At 40.9% G+C, this 15,795-nt stretch carries 17 protein-coding genes; 10 read left to right on the top strand and 7 right to left on the bottom strand.

Annotated features, from left to right (window positions below):
- Positions 1-17: 17 nt before the first annotated feature.
- The 4 genes from trkA to def are packed head-to-tail and all read right to left on the bottom strand — an operon-like array spanning position 18 to position 4,240.
- A complete protein-coding gene (gene trkA, locus QQK02_RS00085) occupies positions 18-1,394 on the bottom strand; it encodes a Trk system potassium transporter TrkA (protein WP_284205884.1) in 1,377 nt (458 codons plus the stop codon).
- A 58-nt stretch (positions 1,395-1,452) separates the two neighbouring features.
- Complete coding sequence (gene rsmB / locus QQK02_RS00080) at positions 1,453-2,736, bottom strand: 16S rRNA (cytosine(967)-C(5))-methyltransferase RsmB (RefSeq protein ID WP_284205883.1); 1,284 nt, start codon at positions 2,734-2,736, stop codon at positions 1,453-1,455.
- A complete protein-coding gene (gene fmt, locus QQK02_RS00075) occupies positions 2,729-3,706 on the bottom strand; it encodes a methionyl-tRNA formyltransferase (protein ID WP_284205882.1) in 978 nt (325 codons plus the stop codon). Before fmt ends, rsmB begins: the two co-directional genes overlap by 8 nt.
- Positions 3,707-3,730: 24 nt before the next feature.
- On the bottom strand, positions 3,731-4,240 hold the full coding sequence (gene def, locus QQK02_RS00070; protein ID WP_284205881.1) for a peptide deformylase: 510 nt from the start codon (positions 4,238-4,240) through the stop codon (positions 3,731-3,733).
- 105 nt (positions 4,241-4,345) lie between these two features.
- Here def and QQK02_RS00065 point away from each other — a divergent pair, with 105 nt between their 5' ends.
- The 4 genes from QQK02_RS00065 to QQK02_RS00050 all read left to right on the top strand — a co-directional run bounded on the left by QQK02_RS00065 (position 4,346) and on the right by QQK02_RS00050 (position 7,707).
- Positions 4,346-5,434 (top strand): LysM peptidoglycan-binding domain-containing protein, encoded by a 1,089-nt coding sequence (locus QQK02_RS00065; RefSeq protein ID WP_284205880.1) that lies wholly within the window; start codon positions 4,346-4,348, stop codon positions 5,432-5,434.
- A 38-nt stretch (positions 5,435-5,472) separates the two neighbouring features.
- Positions 5,473-6,582 (top strand): DNA-processing protein DprA, encoded by a 1,110-nt coding sequence (gene dprA, locus QQK02_RS00060; protein WP_284205879.1) that lies wholly within the window; start codon positions 5,473-5,475, stop codon positions 6,580-6,582.
- Positions 6,583-6,584: 2 nt separating this feature from the next.
- Positions 6,585-7,061, top strand: coding sequence for a DUF494 family protein (locus QQK02_RS00055; protein WP_284205878.1), 477 nt, complete (start codon positions 6,585-6,587; stop codon positions 7,059-7,061).
- Between the two features lie 73 nt (positions 7,062-7,134).
- Entirely contained in the window at positions 7,135-7,707 is a 573-nt protein-coding gene (locus QQK02_RS00050; protein ID WP_284205877.1) for a DNA topoisomerase family protein, read from the top strand.
- Between the two features lie 66 nt (positions 7,708-7,773).
- Here QQK02_RS00050 and QQK02_RS00045 read toward each other — a convergent pair whose 3' ends face one another.
- Positions 7,774-8,919 carry a 5-(carboxyamino)imidazole ribonucleotide synthase gene (locus QQK02_RS00045; RefSeq protein ID WP_284205876.1) on the bottom strand — a complete coding sequence of 382 codons (1,146 nt, stop codon included), beginning with the start codon at positions 8,917-8,919 and terminating at the stop codon, positions 7,774-7,776.
- Between the two features lie 4 nt (positions 8,920-8,923).
- The gene (gene purE / locus QQK02_RS00040) at positions 8,924-9,406 is read right to left on the bottom strand and encodes a 5-(carboxyamino)imidazole ribonucleotide mutase (RefSeq protein ID WP_284205875.1); all 483 of its coding nucleotides are present in this window, start codon (positions 9,404-9,406) and stop codon (positions 8,924-8,926) included.
- A gap of 209 nt (positions 9,407-9,615) precedes the next feature.
- Here purE and QQK02_RS00035 point away from each other — a divergent pair, with 209 nt between their 5' ends.
- The 6 genes from QQK02_RS00035 to QQK02_RS00010 all read left to right on the top strand — a co-directional run bounded on the left by QQK02_RS00035 (position 9,616) and on the right by QQK02_RS00010 (position 14,930).
- Entirely contained in the window at positions 9,616-11,247 is a 1,632-nt protein-coding gene (locus QQK02_RS00035) for an acyl-CoA synthetase (protein WP_284205874.1), read from the top strand.
- Positions 11,248-11,335: 88 nt separating this feature from the next.
- Entirely contained in the window at positions 11,336-11,884 is a 549-nt protein-coding gene (locus QQK02_RS00030; protein WP_284205873.1) for a Sua5/YciO/YrdC/YwlC family protein, read from the top strand.
- The gene (gene hemF / locus QQK02_RS00025) at positions 11,881-12,792 is read left to right on the top strand and encodes an oxygen-dependent coproporphyrinogen oxidase (protein ID WP_284205872.1); all 912 of its coding nucleotides are present in this window, start codon (positions 11,881-11,883) and stop codon (positions 12,790-12,792) included. The genes QQK02_RS00030 and hemF overlap by 4 nt, the downstream gene beginning before the upstream one ends.
- A 307-nt stretch (positions 12,793-13,099) precedes the next feature.
- Positions 13,100-13,795, top strand: a complete 696-nt coding sequence (locus QQK02_RS00020; protein ID WP_284205871.1) for an OmpW/AlkL family protein — start codon at positions 13,100-13,102, stop codon at positions 13,793-13,795.
- A 110-nt stretch (positions 13,796-13,905) separates the two neighbouring features.
- The gene (gene aroE, locus QQK02_RS00015) at positions 13,906-14,718 is read left to right on the top strand and encodes a shikimate dehydrogenase (RefSeq protein ID WP_284205870.1); all 813 of its coding nucleotides are present in this window, start codon (positions 13,906-13,908) and stop codon (positions 14,716-14,718) included.
- The gene (locus QQK02_RS00010; protein WP_284205869.1) at positions 14,715-14,930 is read left to right on the top strand and encodes a hypothetical protein; all 216 of its coding nucleotides are present in this window, start codon (positions 14,715-14,717) and stop codon (positions 14,928-14,930) included. The genes aroE and QQK02_RS00010 overlap by 4 nt, the downstream gene beginning before the upstream one ends.
- 8 nt (positions 14,931-14,938) lie before the next feature.
- Here the strand turns inward: QQK02_RS00010 and QQK02_RS00005 are convergent, their stop codons facing one another.
- Positions 14,939-15,475 (bottom strand): gamma carbonic anhydrase family protein, encoded by a 537-nt coding sequence (locus QQK02_RS00005; RefSeq protein ID WP_284205868.1) that lies wholly within the window; start codon positions 15,473-15,475, stop codon positions 14,939-14,941.
- Positions 15,476-15,795: the final 320 nt, after the last annotated feature.

Raw genomic sequence — 15,795 nt, 5'->3', positions numbered from 1 at the left:
TTTTTTAATCATTTTCGTTAGAAGTAAATAGCACCAACTTGGAAGAGTTTTTCAACTTCTGTAATGTAGCGTTTGTTCACTAAGAAGATAATTACGTGGTCTTCCTCTTGAATAACCGTATTTGAATGGGCAATTAATACTTCATCTCCACGCACAATGGCACCAATAGATGTACCCGGTGGCAGTTTCAAAGACTTAATTGTTCGGCCTACAACCTTAGAGGCGCTTTCATCACCTTTTGCTACGATCTCAATCGCTTCAGCAGCACCTCCGCGTAATGAGTAAACGTTGTCGATAGAGCCTTTACGAATACGCGTTAGTAACGCAGAAATAGTGGCATGTTGTGGTGATATGGCAATATCGATATTACTACCGTGAACAAGATCGACGTAAGCATCTCGTTGAATAAGCACCATGGTTTTACGCACGCCTAAATGTTTTGCTAATAACGACGACATTATGTTTGCTTCGTCATCATTGGTAACGGCGATAAATACATCAAACTGATCGATATGCTCTTCAACAAGTAATTCTTGATCAGAAGAGTCACCGGTAAATACTACCGTATTTTTAAGTTCAGACGCTAATTGGTTTGCTCTATCAATATTGCGCTCAATAAGCTTTACTTGATGATTCTTTTCTAGAATGCTCGCTAAACCTGCACCAATATTACCGCCACCAGCTATCATCACACGTTTATAAGCGGCTTCTAGCTTCTGTAGTTCATTCATAACTGCGCGAATGTGTTTAGTGGCAGCGATGAAAAACACTTCATCATCAGCTTCAATAACAGTGGTACCAAGCGGTCGAATGGGTTTACCGCGTCGGTAAATAGCGGCAACACGTGTATCTACATTAGGAATATGTTCGCGTAACGTTGATAGGGCATGACCAACTAACAAACCACCATAATACGCTTTAACGGCTACTAAGCTTACCTTACCGCCAGCAAACTCTAACACTTGTAATGCGCCAGGGTAATCGATGAGCCGCGCAATATCTCTCGTTACGAGCTGCTCCGGTGCAATAATATGGTCGATAGGAATATGTTGATTATGGAATAGCTCATCACGATATTTTAGAATTTGCTCAGAGCGGATACGAGCAATTTTCTTCGTAGTGCCATATAAAGAGTAACTAATTTGGCAGGCAATCATGTTCGTTGCGTCATCACTTGTTACCGCTATCAGCATATCGGCATCTTCTGCACCGGCTTGCATCAGCACTTCGGGGTGACTACCAGCGCCTGCTATGACTTGCAGGTCGAGCTTATCTTGGAGCTCTCTCAGCTTTTCTTGGTTTATATCAATTAGCGTGATGTCGTTTTGTTCACCCACTAGCTTTTCAGCGAGTGTACCGCCCACTTGACCTGCACCTATAATTATTATTTTCATTCAGTGTTCCGCTACTGCACCGATAGATACTATTGCTATATCTATAATTAGCTTAATATCAGTTGTTTTTTGTTAGTTTGGCGTAGTAAAAGCCATCCATACTTTGTTCGTCAGGCAATATTTGCCAGCCAATATCATCCGCATTTAAGGTGATGGCCTGCAAACTTGCATCAGGTGTTTTTGATAAAAACTGTTCAATTTGTGCTTTGTTTTCATCGGGTAATACACTACATGTTGCATATAGCAAGGTACCACCTGGTTTTAGCATCTGCCATATGTTTTGTAAAATTTGTTGCTGAATTTGTGCAAGGGCATCAATATCTTCTGCTTTTCTCAGCCATTTTATATCTGGATGTCGTCTAATAACACCGGTGGCTGAACAAGGTGCATCAAGTAAAATTCGATCGAACAGCTTTTTATCCCACCAGTCAGCTGCTGTTGCATCAGCGCTGACCAATGTTGCAGAGAGGTTTAAGCGAGATAAGTTTTCTTCTACGCGTGATAAGCGTTTGTCTTCAATATCAATAGCAGTCATCGTAATTGAAGGCTCTAGCTCTAGCACATGACAGGTTTTTCCGCCGGGGGCAGCACAACAATCAAGTACATGGTCGCCAGCTTTTGCATCCAACAGCCAAGCGGCTTGCTGGGCCGCACCATCTTGCACTGACACAGCGCCGTTATCAAACGCGGGCAATTTTGCTACATCGACTGCACTGTCTAATAAAATAGTAGGCTCTGCGACTGTGATAACCTGATGAGCTATGTTTGCTTCGTTGAGTAAATGACTATATTGCTCAACGCTATAATGTTGATGATTTACTCGCAACCACATTGGGGGTTTTTGCTGGTTGGCATTAAGCACGGTTTGCCACTTGTCAGGGTAGGCAAGTTTCAATTTTTTAATGAACCAGCTTGGATGGTTATATTCAACTGGCTCAGGCAGTTGAGTACTTTGTTCTGGCTTTTGCCTTAAGTAATTTCGCAATACGGCGTTAATCATGCCTTTTAAATGAAATTGTTTAAGAGGCTTAGCAGCAGAAACTGTTTCATTTAATGCGGCATGATCTGGTATGCGCATGTATTTTAATTGATAAACGCCGACTAATAAGAGAAAGTGAGCAACACGTTGCTTACCTTTAAGTGGCTTATCGACTAAATCGCGAACACAATATTCTAATTCAGGTAGAAACCTAACGACACCAAAGCAAATTTCTTGGAGTAGGGCGCTGTCTTTGTCATCTGCTTGTGCTTGAGCATGGGGAAGTTCATCAGATAAACTTCTGCCCTTATCTACCACGTTAAAAATGCATTTAGCGGCTAACGCGCGAACATTTTTACTCATTAATTTGACCTGTTATTGGTGTGTTTGGAGTAAACCAATGACCACGAGCATTTAATATATCAGCGACACTGAGTGGCTTTTTGCCAGGTATTTGTAATGATGTTAATGAAAGTGCGCCATCGCCAGTTGCGACAACAATGCCTTTCTTATCAGCCGTTAAAATTGTCCCGGGCGCTTTACCGTGAGCGAGCTGCAGCGGGGTAGCTTGCCAAATACGAATGCGTTGTGGGTTTTGCTTTTCATCGATAAAGGTAAATTGAGCGACAGGCCAAGGAATGTAGGCCCTTACTTTTCTATCTAATACGTTAGCAGACAAAGACCAGTCTAACTCAGCTTCTGCTTTATCAAGCTTTGCAGCATAGTTGGCTAGGCTGTCATCTTGTTTTTCTGCAGTATGCTCACCCGTTGCCATTAGTGATAACGTGTCAATTAACGCTTCAGGTCCTAATGCAGCTAGTTTTTCATAAAGGCTGGCGCTGGTATCGGAAGGCGTGATGTCACACGTTGCTTTTAATATCATGTCGCCTGTATCTAGGCCTTTATCCATTTGCATAATTGTGACGCCTGTTTGTCCATCACCAGCTTCTAAAGATCGTTGAATGGGCGCAGCACCGCGCCATTTAGGTAATAGTGAGCCATGAACATTAATGCAACCAAGTTTTGGTGCATTAAGAATAACTTCAGGTAATAGCAAACCATAAGCAACCACAACCATTACGTCTGCATTGTAGTTAGCAAGTGTTTCTTGATCTTCAGTTGCTTTGAAATTAACAGGCTGTTCAACAACTAAGTTATTTGCCAGTGCTAGTTGCTTGGTCGCACAGGCTGTTAGTTTTTTACCTCTACCTGCTGGTTTATCTGGCGGACAGTAAACAGCAACAATATTGTGATGTGAATTAATAAGCGCTTGTAAATGCTGGGCAGCAAAATCAGGTGTGCCAGCAAATATAATATTTAACGGTTTTGACAAGAGAGTATCCTAGGCTTTGTATGCTTAAGCTTTTGCAAGTCGAGCTTCTTTTTCAAGCTTGGTTTGAATGCGCTTGCGCTTTAAAGGTGATAAGTAATCAACGAACAACACACCAGCTAAATGGTCTAATTCATGTTGAATGCAGATACTTAGCAGTTCGTCACCATCGAGCGTAAATTCTTTGCCATTGCGGTCGAGGGCTTTTACTGTAACGAGTTCATGTCGAGTAACCTTTGCGTAGCAACCTGGTACCGATAAACAACCTTCTTCATTAATAAATGTTTCTTCACTTTTCTTAATGATTTCTGGGTTGATTAATACGATAGGATTGTCTGCATCGTCAGAGACATCCATTACAACAATGCGCTGATGAATGTTAACTTGCGTGGCGGCTAAGCCAACCCCTTTTTCGTCGTACATGGTTTCGATCATGTCGTCGACAATTTTTTGGATTTCTTCATTTACCTCAGCAACATCTGCTGCTTTGGTTCTTAATCTTTCGTCTGGGAATCTAAGTACGTTTAAAATAGCCATAATTGTTCAAAATAATTAGCGATATTCTATATAGAATGTTATGTTTCAATTTTAGCCATTAAATGAAATTAATCATAGTGGTTATTGAATAACAGGCAGGGTAGCATGTTAAAAAAAATAATATTAACAACAATTAGCTTTCTTTTACCTATGTTGTCTATGGCAGATCAGCTGACGCTAAAAGAAAATGCACCAAAAACTTACGTCGTTAAAAAAGGTGATACGCTGTGGGATATCTCAGGTATTTTCCTAAATCAGCCTTGGTTATGGCCAAAACTATGGCGTTTGAACCCTGAAATTAATAACCCGCACCTTATTTATCCAGGTGACGAACTTCGACTTGTCTTTGATGAACAAGGCCAACCAATGTTGGTAAAAGGTAAACCTGAATTAAAATGGTCACCTAAAGTTCGTACCCAACTCAAAGATCTCAATCCAGTAGAAACACTCCCGTTAAATGTCATCGAACCCTATATCCAGTATGCCAGTGTATTTGAAGACGAAGCATTAGCAGATTTACCGTATGTTTTAGGGAGTGATGAAGGGTATAAATCAAGTGTTGATGGTTTTTATTTATATATTAAAGGCAACCTTACATTAGGACAGGCCTACGCGATATATCAAAAAGGTGAAGAGATTATTGATCCTGATACACAGGAAGTCTTAGGTAATCACGCTGTACTTGTTGGTACAGGAAAAACCCTTCGCGAAGGTGATATCGAAAATAATATGCCAGCTACCTTGTATTTAGACAGTGTTAAACGAGAAGTTCGCTCAGGCGATGTGGTGATGCCGGTATACGAAGATCAGCAGTTACCTTCTTATTACACGATGCAAGCTGCCAATAAAGATCTTATCGGCAATATCGTTCACTCTGCTTCTGGTATCCGTGAGTTCGGTAAACTTGAAGTTGTCATGATCGATTTGGGCGAGAGCCAAGGTGTTAAATTAGGGGATGTCTTTACCATTGGCCGTGTAAGCCCTGGTGTTGTAGAGACAAAACAAGGGCCTGTTTACAAGAATGATGCATCACGTTGGCATCGTATGGCTAATAAATCTCAATCTGATTATGATATGCCGATGGAAACCTTCGGTAACATGATGGTATTTAAAACCTACGAAAAAACGGCAATGGCGTTGATACTAAATTCGACAAAGCCGATTAAACTAAAGGATATAGTGACAGCACCTTAGATTAGGATGTACTAAAGGCGTGCTCTTATGGAGGAGAGATGCCAAAATCACCAACCCATTATTGGCTCGCGGTAAAGTTAATACCGCGACTTAGCCATCGAAAGAAACTAGCCCTTGTTGAAGAGTTTGGGCTTTTCTCATTATTTGAAAAGCCAATGGCGCTCTCAGCGTTGCCACTTACCGATAAACAAAAAGCTGCAATACATCATCCAAACTGGTTGTTTATCGAACAGGTGCTTGCCAATGCGCATGCTGCACAAGCCGATATTATTCATTTTGACGATGATCGCTATCCCCCGTTGCTTAAAGAGATTCATGATCCACCGTTTGTATTGTTTGCCAAAGGAAACACTCGCCTGTTGACGAGCGAACAGATTGCAATTGTTGGCAGTAGATCTTGCTCAATGACAGGAAAAGAGATTGCAAATAGCTTTGCTCGGTCATTGGCGGCGAATAACATAACGGTAACTAGTGGCTTAGCGTTAGGTATTGATGCTGCTGCTCACCAAGGTGCTTTATCTAGCACTGGCAGAACGATTGCGGTAGTGGCGACAGGGATTGATCTAGTCTACCCTGCAAGACATCGTCAATTAGTGAATAAGATTCTTGAAAAAGGCGGTCTTATTATCAGTGAGTTTTTACCAAAAACTGTAGCGAAACAAGGCCATTTTCCTCGTCGCAACCGTATTATAAGTGGTATGTCGCTTGGCGTTTTGGTTATTGAAGCCAAAAACAAGAGCGGTTCATTGATTACCGCGCGCATGGCACTTGAACAAAATCGTGATGTATTTGCGATTCCAGGTAGTATTCGCAATGAGATGAGTGAAGGTTGTCATACGCTAATTAAACAAGGTGCTAAACTTGTTAGTGAGGTTGCCGATATTACTAATGAAGTGGCACTTAGTTTTTCAGCACTAAAAATGCCGGAAAATGACAGTGGTAAAAATGAATGTGAAAAAACCAACGATCGAGGCTTGTTAATCGATTCATTGTTAGCTAGTGTGGGAGATGAAATAACACCAATTGATGTTGTTGTTTCTCGAACGCAACTTCCCATAGAGGAAGTGACAAGTCGACTTACAGTTCTTGAGCTTAGAGGTCTGGTAGCAGCTGTACCAGGAGGCTACTTGAAGTTAACTAGGGGGTAGTGATGTTTGACATTCTAATGTACCTTTTTGAAAACTATATTCATTCCGAATCGGAAGTGATGGTTGATAATGACACGTTAACAGATGAGTTAACGGGCGCTGGTTTTCACCAAGATGAGATCTACAAAGCGTTAAAATGGCTTGAGAAGCTTGCGGCTCTGCAAGATACCGAAGCCTATCCTTGCCTAACTAAAATTAGTAATCATTCTGTTCGTGTTTATACCGCTGAAGAAATGCAGCGATTAGATACTGAGTGTCGTGGTTTTCTACTATTTCTCGAACAAATCAATGTACTTGATTTTACGACGCGAGAATTGGTTGTTGATCGTGTCATGGAGCTTGATACAAAAGAGTTCGCCTTAGATGATTTAAAATGGGTTATCTTAATGGTGCTGTTTAATGTGCCGGGTCAAGAATCAGCATATTCTCAATTAGAAGATTTGATTTTTGATGAAGTGCCTGAAGGGCCATTACATTAAGACATATTCATTTACTGGTGATTTATGACATAATTAGCCTATCTAACTTTATGCAAACAAGATTTGGTTAATTATGTCTGAACACGATGATTCATTATTTGAACGTCATGAGCATGCCTTAGAAAAGGCATATGAAGTGTGTCCAGAATGTGGTTCTGAGCTTGCGATTAAACATTCAAAAAGCGGTGCTTTTTGGGGCTGCGTTTCTTATCCTACCTGTCAATATACGCGCCCAATTGTTGAACACCAAAAAGTTGAAGATAAGATCTTATCGGGTTCTAGTTGCCCTGAATGCGGGCATGAACTAGCGGTTAAACAAGGCCGATATGGCATGTTTATCGGCTGTAGTAATTTTCCTGTTTGTCACCATATTGAAGACCCCAATGCTGGCGCAGAAGAAGACAAAAGTCAGTTAGTCGACTGTCCGAGTTGTAAAAAAGGGCAGTTACATGAAAAGCAAAGTCGTTACGGTAAAACATTCTATGCGTGTGATGGCTATCCCAAATGCAAGTTTGTCGTTAATTTTCAGCCTGTTGCTGGCGTTTGTGAAGAGTGTGGATTTAGTTTGCTTGTGAAGCGAAACATGGCAAGTGGTGAAAAGCTCCAATGTGCCAATAAAAAATGCGGTCATTTTCAAATACAATAAATTGAACAAAAATAAAAAGGGCCAGAGTAAGGTTTTTACTCTGGCCCTTTTTATGTGATGTGATTTTTACTTAAGTTGCCTAATGTATTGGGCTACTTCAGGAAAATCGTTTTCAGGTAATAGGTTAGCTAACTCATTTAGTCGCTCTAACAGTTGTGGTTTAGTATCACCACAAACATTGATGTGTCCCATTTTTCGACCAGGGCGTTTTGTTTTGCCATACCAATGCATAGCAACTGATGGCACGTTAAAGACGGCATCGTCTACGTGATCTGGACCTAATATATTAATCATCGCCGAAGGACGAATGAGATGTGTTGAGCCCAATGGTAAATCGGCCACTGCTCTAATGTGGTTCTCAAACTGACAAGTATCACTTCCTTGCTGAGTCCAATGACCTGAGTTGTGGACACGCGGCGCAATTTCGTTAACAAGCAATTTGTCACCCACTTGGAAAAACTCAATTGCTAATACGCCAACGTAATTAAGCGCACCTGCGATTCTATCAAATGCTTCTGATGCTTGTGCTTGCAATTCTTGTTTTTCATTAACAGCTAATGAAACGCTTAACACCCCATTACTGTGATGATTTTCAGTCAGCGGGTAAGCGAAAGTATCACCTTGCTTATTGCGCACACCAACCAGTGAAACCTCACGATCAAATGGAATCATTTGCTCTGCAATAACGCCTTGTCGTTCAGCACCCTGTGCACCGTCAAAGAATGACTGAATATCTGCCCAGATAGCATCGCTGTCGTTAAGGTCTTTTAAACGCCATTGGCCTTTACCGTCATATCCAGCAAGAGCACTTTTTAAAATAAGCGGTAAAGATAATGACGCTAAAGCTTCATCAAAATCAGCTTTAGTATGGATTATTTTATGAGGAGCATTGGCTACGTCAGCAGCTTCTAGCAATGCCTTTTCTAGGCGACGATCGCCACCGGTTTTTATCGCCTGACTAGATGGGAATAGTTTTCCTGATGCTTCACAAGTGGCTAACACATCGTGGCTGATATGTTCGAATTCTGCGGTAATCACGTCAGAAAATTCAATGCCGTCGTTCAAGTCACCGTAAACTAAACTGTTGACTAATGGATCGACGACTTTATCAGAACCAACATCATAGGCTCTAACGTCGATATTTAAAGGCTTACTTGCTAGTGCCATCATGCGAGCCAGTTGGCCAGCACCTAATACAAGAACTTTTTTCATAGTGTTATTCAGCAGGATCAGGATTATCTAAAATAGTTTGTGTTTGTTCAGCGCGGAACTTCTCAACATTAGCCATAATGGTTTCATCATGCGTTGCTAAAATTTGTGCCGCTAACAAACCAGCATTTGCTGCGCCGGCATTCCCTATCGCTAATGTACCTACGGCAATACCTTTTGGCATTTGCACGATAGAAAGTAATGAATCTTGACCACTTAATGCTTTAGACTGCACTGGTACACCTAAAACAGGTAAGCTAGTAAAAGCAGCTGCCATGCCTGGTAGGTGGGCTGCACCACCGGCACCCGCGATAATCACTTTAATACCACGATCTTTCGCTGATTCTGCATAATCAGCAAGTAAGTGTGGCGTTCTGTGTGCTGATACAACTTTTGTTTCGTATTTCACACCAAGTGAATCTAACATTTGCGCTGCGTGTGTCATTGTCGGCCAATCCGACTTAGACCCCATGATGATACCAACTGTCATGATATAGATGCCTTTTTATTAATTTTAAATAAACTGCAAGAGGGCAGAATGAATTGGCGGTTATTATACCTATCTTTCTTTCTGAACGAAACTTCAACAGCTCATTGACCTTGAGATAACAGTATCCATATTAGACCAAAGCACTATAGCTATTTATTCGCGTGACAATAGAATCAAAGGGTGTCGATTTTTTAGTCAAGGTGGAAGTGATGAATAATATCTATCAACAAGGTTTGGATCAGGTTTACGCCAACCATACGCCATTATCACCCGTTAATTTTTTACAACGAACAGCGCAAGTTTTTCCTGAGCGTACCGCAATCATTCATGGTAACAATCACATCAGTTATCAAACATACGTTGAAAATGTGAACCGTCTAGCATCTGCGCTTATTGCTCGAGGCGTAAAAGAAGGCAATACCGTGTCGGTTATGGCTGCCAATATTCCTGCGTTTTTAGAAGCACATTTTGCTGTGCCAATGACAGGTGCTGTATTAAATGCATTAAATACGCGACTTGATGCACCTGCGTTAGCGTTTATTCTCGATCATGGTGAATGTGATGTTTTGTTTGTTGATACAGAATATTCAGAGGTTATGCAGCAAGCTTTGTCATTATCGAGTCGTAACCCGCTGGTTATCGATATTGATGATCTTGGTTGTGGTCAAACGATTGGCAGTGTTAGCTATGAACTACTACTCGCCGAGGGTAATCCACACTATACCGATACATTTATTACTGATGAATGGCAGGCGCTGTCATTGAACTATACATCAGGCACAACAGGTAACCCGAAGGGGGTAGTTTATAGTCATCGAGGTGCTTATCTAAATGCCATTGGAAACACATTAATTTGGCCTCTAGGTGAGCACGCTGTGTATTTGTGGACATTGCCAATGTTTCACTGCAATGGTTGGTGTTTTCCATGGACAATTACCGCAGCTGGAGGAACACATGTTTGTTTGCGTCATGTCGAGCCACAAGCGATTGTTGAGTCTTTCATCAATAATGGTGTTACACATTTTTGTGGTGCGCCCATTGTGTTGAATATGATTCTAAATGCTCCTGCGGAATTGAAACTCAATATTCCTAAAAATATTAAAGCAATGACAGCCGGTGCGCCACCACCAGCAGCAGTAATTAAAGGCATGGAATCTTTAGGATTTGATATTACGCAATCTTATGGGCTAACAGAGGTTTATGGTCCTTGTGTCGTTAGTCAGTGGAAGCCTGAATGGGCAGATAAAGATGAAGATGAACGTGCCGCATTAAAGGCAAGACAAGGCGTTAAATATCCGACACAAGAACATGTCGATGTGCTTGCCCCAGAAACCATGAAGCCGGTTCCAAACGATGCGCAAACCATCGGTGAAATTATGTTTCGCGGTAATACGACGATGAAAGGTTATTTGAAAAACCCAACGGCAACAGAAGAAGCGTTTAAACATGGGTGGTTTCATTCGGGTGATTTAGCGGTTAAACACCCCGATGGTTATATTGAAATACGTGATCGCTCTAAAGACATTATTATTTCGGGTGGCGAGAATATATCGTCGGTTGAGGTTGAGGGCTTATTATTTAATCATCCTAAAATACTTGAAGCTGCAGTGGTTGCAAAAGAGGATGAAAAGTGGGGTGAGACACCTTGTGCTTTTGTGACCTTGAAGCCTGGAGAGCAGGCGACGTCAGAAGAGATCATTGCGTTTTGTCGTCAACATATAGCGCATTTTAAGTGTCCTAAAACAATTATTTTTTCAGCGTTACCAAAAACTTCTACCGGTAAAGTACAAAAGTTTATTTTAAGAGAAAAGGTCAGGAATTTACCTGCGCAAGCGAGTTAACCAAGAATAAAAATTGTTAATTTTCTGGAGATAGGATCACAAAGGGATATAATTAGCACTTTTCAGCAAAAAGATGATGTAAACCTTAATGATGGAAAGTGCAGTCCAAGCATATCTAGAAGGCGGTATTATTGCCTATCCAACGGAAGCTGTTTTTGGCTTAGGTTGTGATCCTACGAACCCTGCCGCTGTTGAGAAGTTATTAGCATTGAAGCAGCGCCCAGTAGAAAAAGGACTCATCCTATTAGCGGCTAACTATTCTCAGTTGCTACCTTTTGTCGATGACAACAAAATCCCTCAAGATAAACGCTTTAGCGTATTGTCACGTTGGCCTGATGGTATTACACAAGTCTTACCCGCTCGACCAGGAGTGTCGAATATGCTTACTGGGCAATTTACATCTATCGCTGTTCGCGTGACTAGCCAGCCTGACGTTGTCGCTCTATGTAAAGCGGTTGATGGACCAATAGTTTCTACCAGTGCTAATTTAACAGGGCAAGAGCCCGCGAGAACTTGGCAACACGTTGAGCAGACATTAGGCGAGCATATTGATTTTATCATTAAAGGCGATACTTTAGGATTTACACAGCCATCTAAAATTATCGATGGTTTAACGGGAGACGTTTTTAGAACATGAGCCAAGTAGACATAAACATAGTGATTGATTATTTAAAGTCACTGCAAGATAAAATTTGTCAGGCGCTTGAAGTTGCAGATGGTAGTGGTAGGTTTGCCGAAGACAACTGGCAACGTGAAGCTGGCGGTGGTGGCCGAACTCGCGTGCTAACCGATGGGGATGTTATAGAACAAGGTGGCGTTAATTTTTCATATGTTTCTGGTGATAAATTACCACCATCAGCGACGGCACACCGACCTGAACTTGCAGGTAGAACATGGCAAGCATGCGGTGTTTCGTTAGTTATTCACCCTAAAAACCCATACATTCCAACATCGCATGCCAATGTACGTTTCTTCATTGCTGAAAAAGAGGGCGAAGCACCCGTTTGGTGGTTTGGCGGTGGATTTGATCTCACACCTTTTTATCCTTTTGACGATGACGTGAAGCACTGGCATCAAACAGCAAAAGACTTAGCAATGCCTTTTGGTGAAAATGTTTATAACGAACATAAAAAATGGTGTGATGAATACTTTTTCTTAAAACACCGAAACGAAACACGTGGTGTTGGAGGGCTATTCTTTGACGATCTAAATGAGTGGGGATTTGACCGTAGCTTTGATTATATAAAAGCGGTAGGTGAAGGTTTTATCGATGCTTATGTACCAATTATTAATAAGCGTAAATCAACGCCATATAGCGAGCAGCAACGACAATTTCAACTATATCGTCGTGGTAGGTATGTAGAGTTTAATTTAGTTTTTGATAGAGGCACCTTATTTGGCTTGCAATCAGGTGGCAGAACAGAGTCTATTCTCATGTCTATGCCGCCACTTGCTCGATGGGAATATAACTACCAAGCGCAGGCAGACAGTGAAGAAGCTAAATTACAAAGCTATCTCGTACCACAAGCATGGTTAAGCGAATAACACTTTAAAATAGCTTTGTAAGTAATATTGCTAAGTGTAACGCTCATATCTGAGAAGATGTGGGCGTTTTTTAATTTTGAGGTGTTTGAAACGAAAAGCTTGGTGAAAAGTTCACCGTTAATTCAAGCTATTAGCGTGCTTTCAAGCGATTCTTAAAAAAGTTCACTGGTTTTTGTTGATGTAGATCATGCTTTAGCGCTGTTTACACTTTGACATGTTTTTAACATTTTCTTTTTTGAGGTAAATCAAGTTTTGTACCTGAATTAGTCATTACAATACACGCAATTACTTATTAGGAAGCACTCTCATGAAAAAGAATCTATTAGCAGTAGCAGTTTTATCTTCACTTTCTTTATCAGCTTTTGCTGGTGGTTACCAAGCTGGCGATATGGTTTTACGTGGTGGTTTAGTTAACGTTCAACCTGACAGCGCTGAATTCACAATCTTAGCAGGTGGCGCGCCAGTTGATATCGGTTTAGGTAACTTAATGGCGTCTGTAGAAGATGATACACAAGTAAGTTTAAACTTTGTTTACTTCCTAGATTCAAACTGGGCGGTTGAAGTATTAGCAGCTACGCCATTTTCACATGACATTACCGTAAATTTAGGTGATGGTACAAAAACAAACTTAGGTGAAACAAAACATTTACCACCAACAGTAAGTGCATTGTATTACTTCGATACAAATTCAAACTTTAAGCCTTATGTTGGTGCAGGTATTAACTATACCTTCTTCTTTGAAGACGACTTTAACCCGGCGATGGAAGGTCCAGATTCTCCACTAAACTTAAGTGATTTAAACTTAACCAATTCATGGGGTTTAAGTGCACAGATTGGTGTTGATTACTACTTCAATGAAAACTGGTCTATTAATGCTTCAGCTCGTTACATCGACATCGATACGACGGCAAAATTTCAAGCATTAGGTGGCACGGTACCAGGTTATGTTGATGTAGACATTGACCCTATGGTTTATTCATTACAAGTTGGTTATAAGTTTTAAGTAAGACCTTAAAAATATAATGAAGAAAAGCAGCATTTGTTATTGCTGCTTTTTTTTGTCTGCGATATTCATTAAGCTTGGTGCTTTAGTCTTTATGCTCACTTAAATATATGGATAAGTACTTAGTCGTTGGTAACCCCATTGCACAATCAAAATCACCTGTTATTCATGGGCTGTTCGCACAAGAAACGCAGCAGAATATGATGTATAGTAAAGAACTCATTGCTGTTGATGACTTTAAGGGAGCAATCGAAAACTTTATCTCATCAGGTGTAAAAGGCATTAATGTTACAGCGCCTTTTAAAGAGCAAGCTTTTGAATTGTGTGATGAGCTTAGCGAGTTTGCAGCAAAAGCAGGCGCAGTAAATACGCTTATATTCAAAGATGGCGCTATATACGGTGATAATACTGACGGCGTCGGTTTGGTCAATGACCTCATCAACCATAATGTTGAGTTGTCGGGTAAATCAATCGTGCTACTTGGTGCTGGCGGCGCTTCTAAAGGTGTTGTAAGTGCTATGCTAGCAGAGCAACCAGCTAAACTTACCATCGCAAATAGATCCGTTGAGAAAGCGCAAAGTATTGCTGAACTCTATCCTGATCAAGTTAGCGCATGTCGACTTGAAGAACTGGCTGACATCCAAGCCGATATTGTCATAAATGCTACTTCTGCTGGCTTAAACGGGCAAAGCCTAAATATCCCATCTAATATTTTCCATGAACAGACGATTTGTTATGACATGACTTATGGTAAAGCGTTAACGCCATTTCTAACTTTTGCGAAAAACTCAGGGAGTAAACAGTTAATCGATGGGTTAGGCATGTTAGTTGAGCAAGCGGCTCAAAGCTTTTATATTTGGCGAGGTGTAAAACCAAGCACTGATGGCGTTATTAGCCAATTAAGAGAGCAAATGTCATTATGAACCAAGCAATACTGTTAAATGATGACTTGTCGTACGATGGCAAATATTGGCGTTTATCGGGGTTATTGAGCGGGCAGCGTATTGATATTGTCGTGACAACCAAACAGTCTGCGTATAGTGATGCTTTGAAGTTTGATATTGAAATGGCGGTAGAAGACTGGCTCGAAGATAACGAGCCAGATAATAATAGTATTATAGAACTTACGCTTTAATCCAAAACCTACAGTCCTAAATAATCGTTTTTCATATTCACGTAATTATCGGCAGATTTTAATAAAAAGGCTTGTTCTTCTGGCTTGAGTGGGCGAGCTTTTTTCATTGGGTTGCCAACATATAGAAAACCACTTTCAAGTAGTTTATTCGGTGGCACTAGCGTTCCGGCACCAATAAGCACATCGTCTTGTACAATGGCACCGTCCATAATAATCGCACCCATACCAACTAATATTCGGTCTCCTAATGTACAACCATGCAGCATACATTTATGGCCAATGGTCACATCATTACCAATAATCAATGGGTAACCGTCTGGGTTTGCTTTGTTTTTATGGGTAACGTGTAACACCGTACCGTCTTGAACATTGGTTCTATTGCCAATCACAATATGGTTAACATCACCACGCATAGCCACCAAGGGCCAAACACCAACGTCATCGCCAATAGTGATGTCACCAATAACGACAGCACTACTATCAATATAAGTAGAATTACCGATTTTGGGAGCGATACCTTTATAAGAACGAATGTTACTTTCCATATTTCCTCTGATTATTCAAACTTTACTTTCATTAATACTACCTTAAAAAGCTTATAGGGTAGAGCGCATGATATGTTCTTGGCACTAAACAAGAGAAAATATCGTCAAACCGGTGGAATAAGGAACATTTTGTCGGATAAATAGCCGAACAGTCATTTATTTACAAATAAGTGTTGACGCAAGCCGTAAAAACTCTAAAATGCGCTCCACTTCTTCGGGGTAACCTAAAGAGAGTAAGTGTAGGAAATACTTGTTAGACCGCATCAAGGAGACATAAGGTCGGTTTTGATAAGTTTAGTTAACGATAGTGAAACTAAACG

Origin of the sequence: Thalassotalea eurytherma, assembly GCF_030161415.1 — a bacterium.
Lineage (GTDB): Bacteria > Pseudomonadota > Gammaproteobacteria > Enterobacterales > Alteromonadaceae > Thalassotalea_G > Thalassotalea_G eurytherma.
This window is presented reverse-complemented; position numbering and strand designations above follow the sequence as displayed.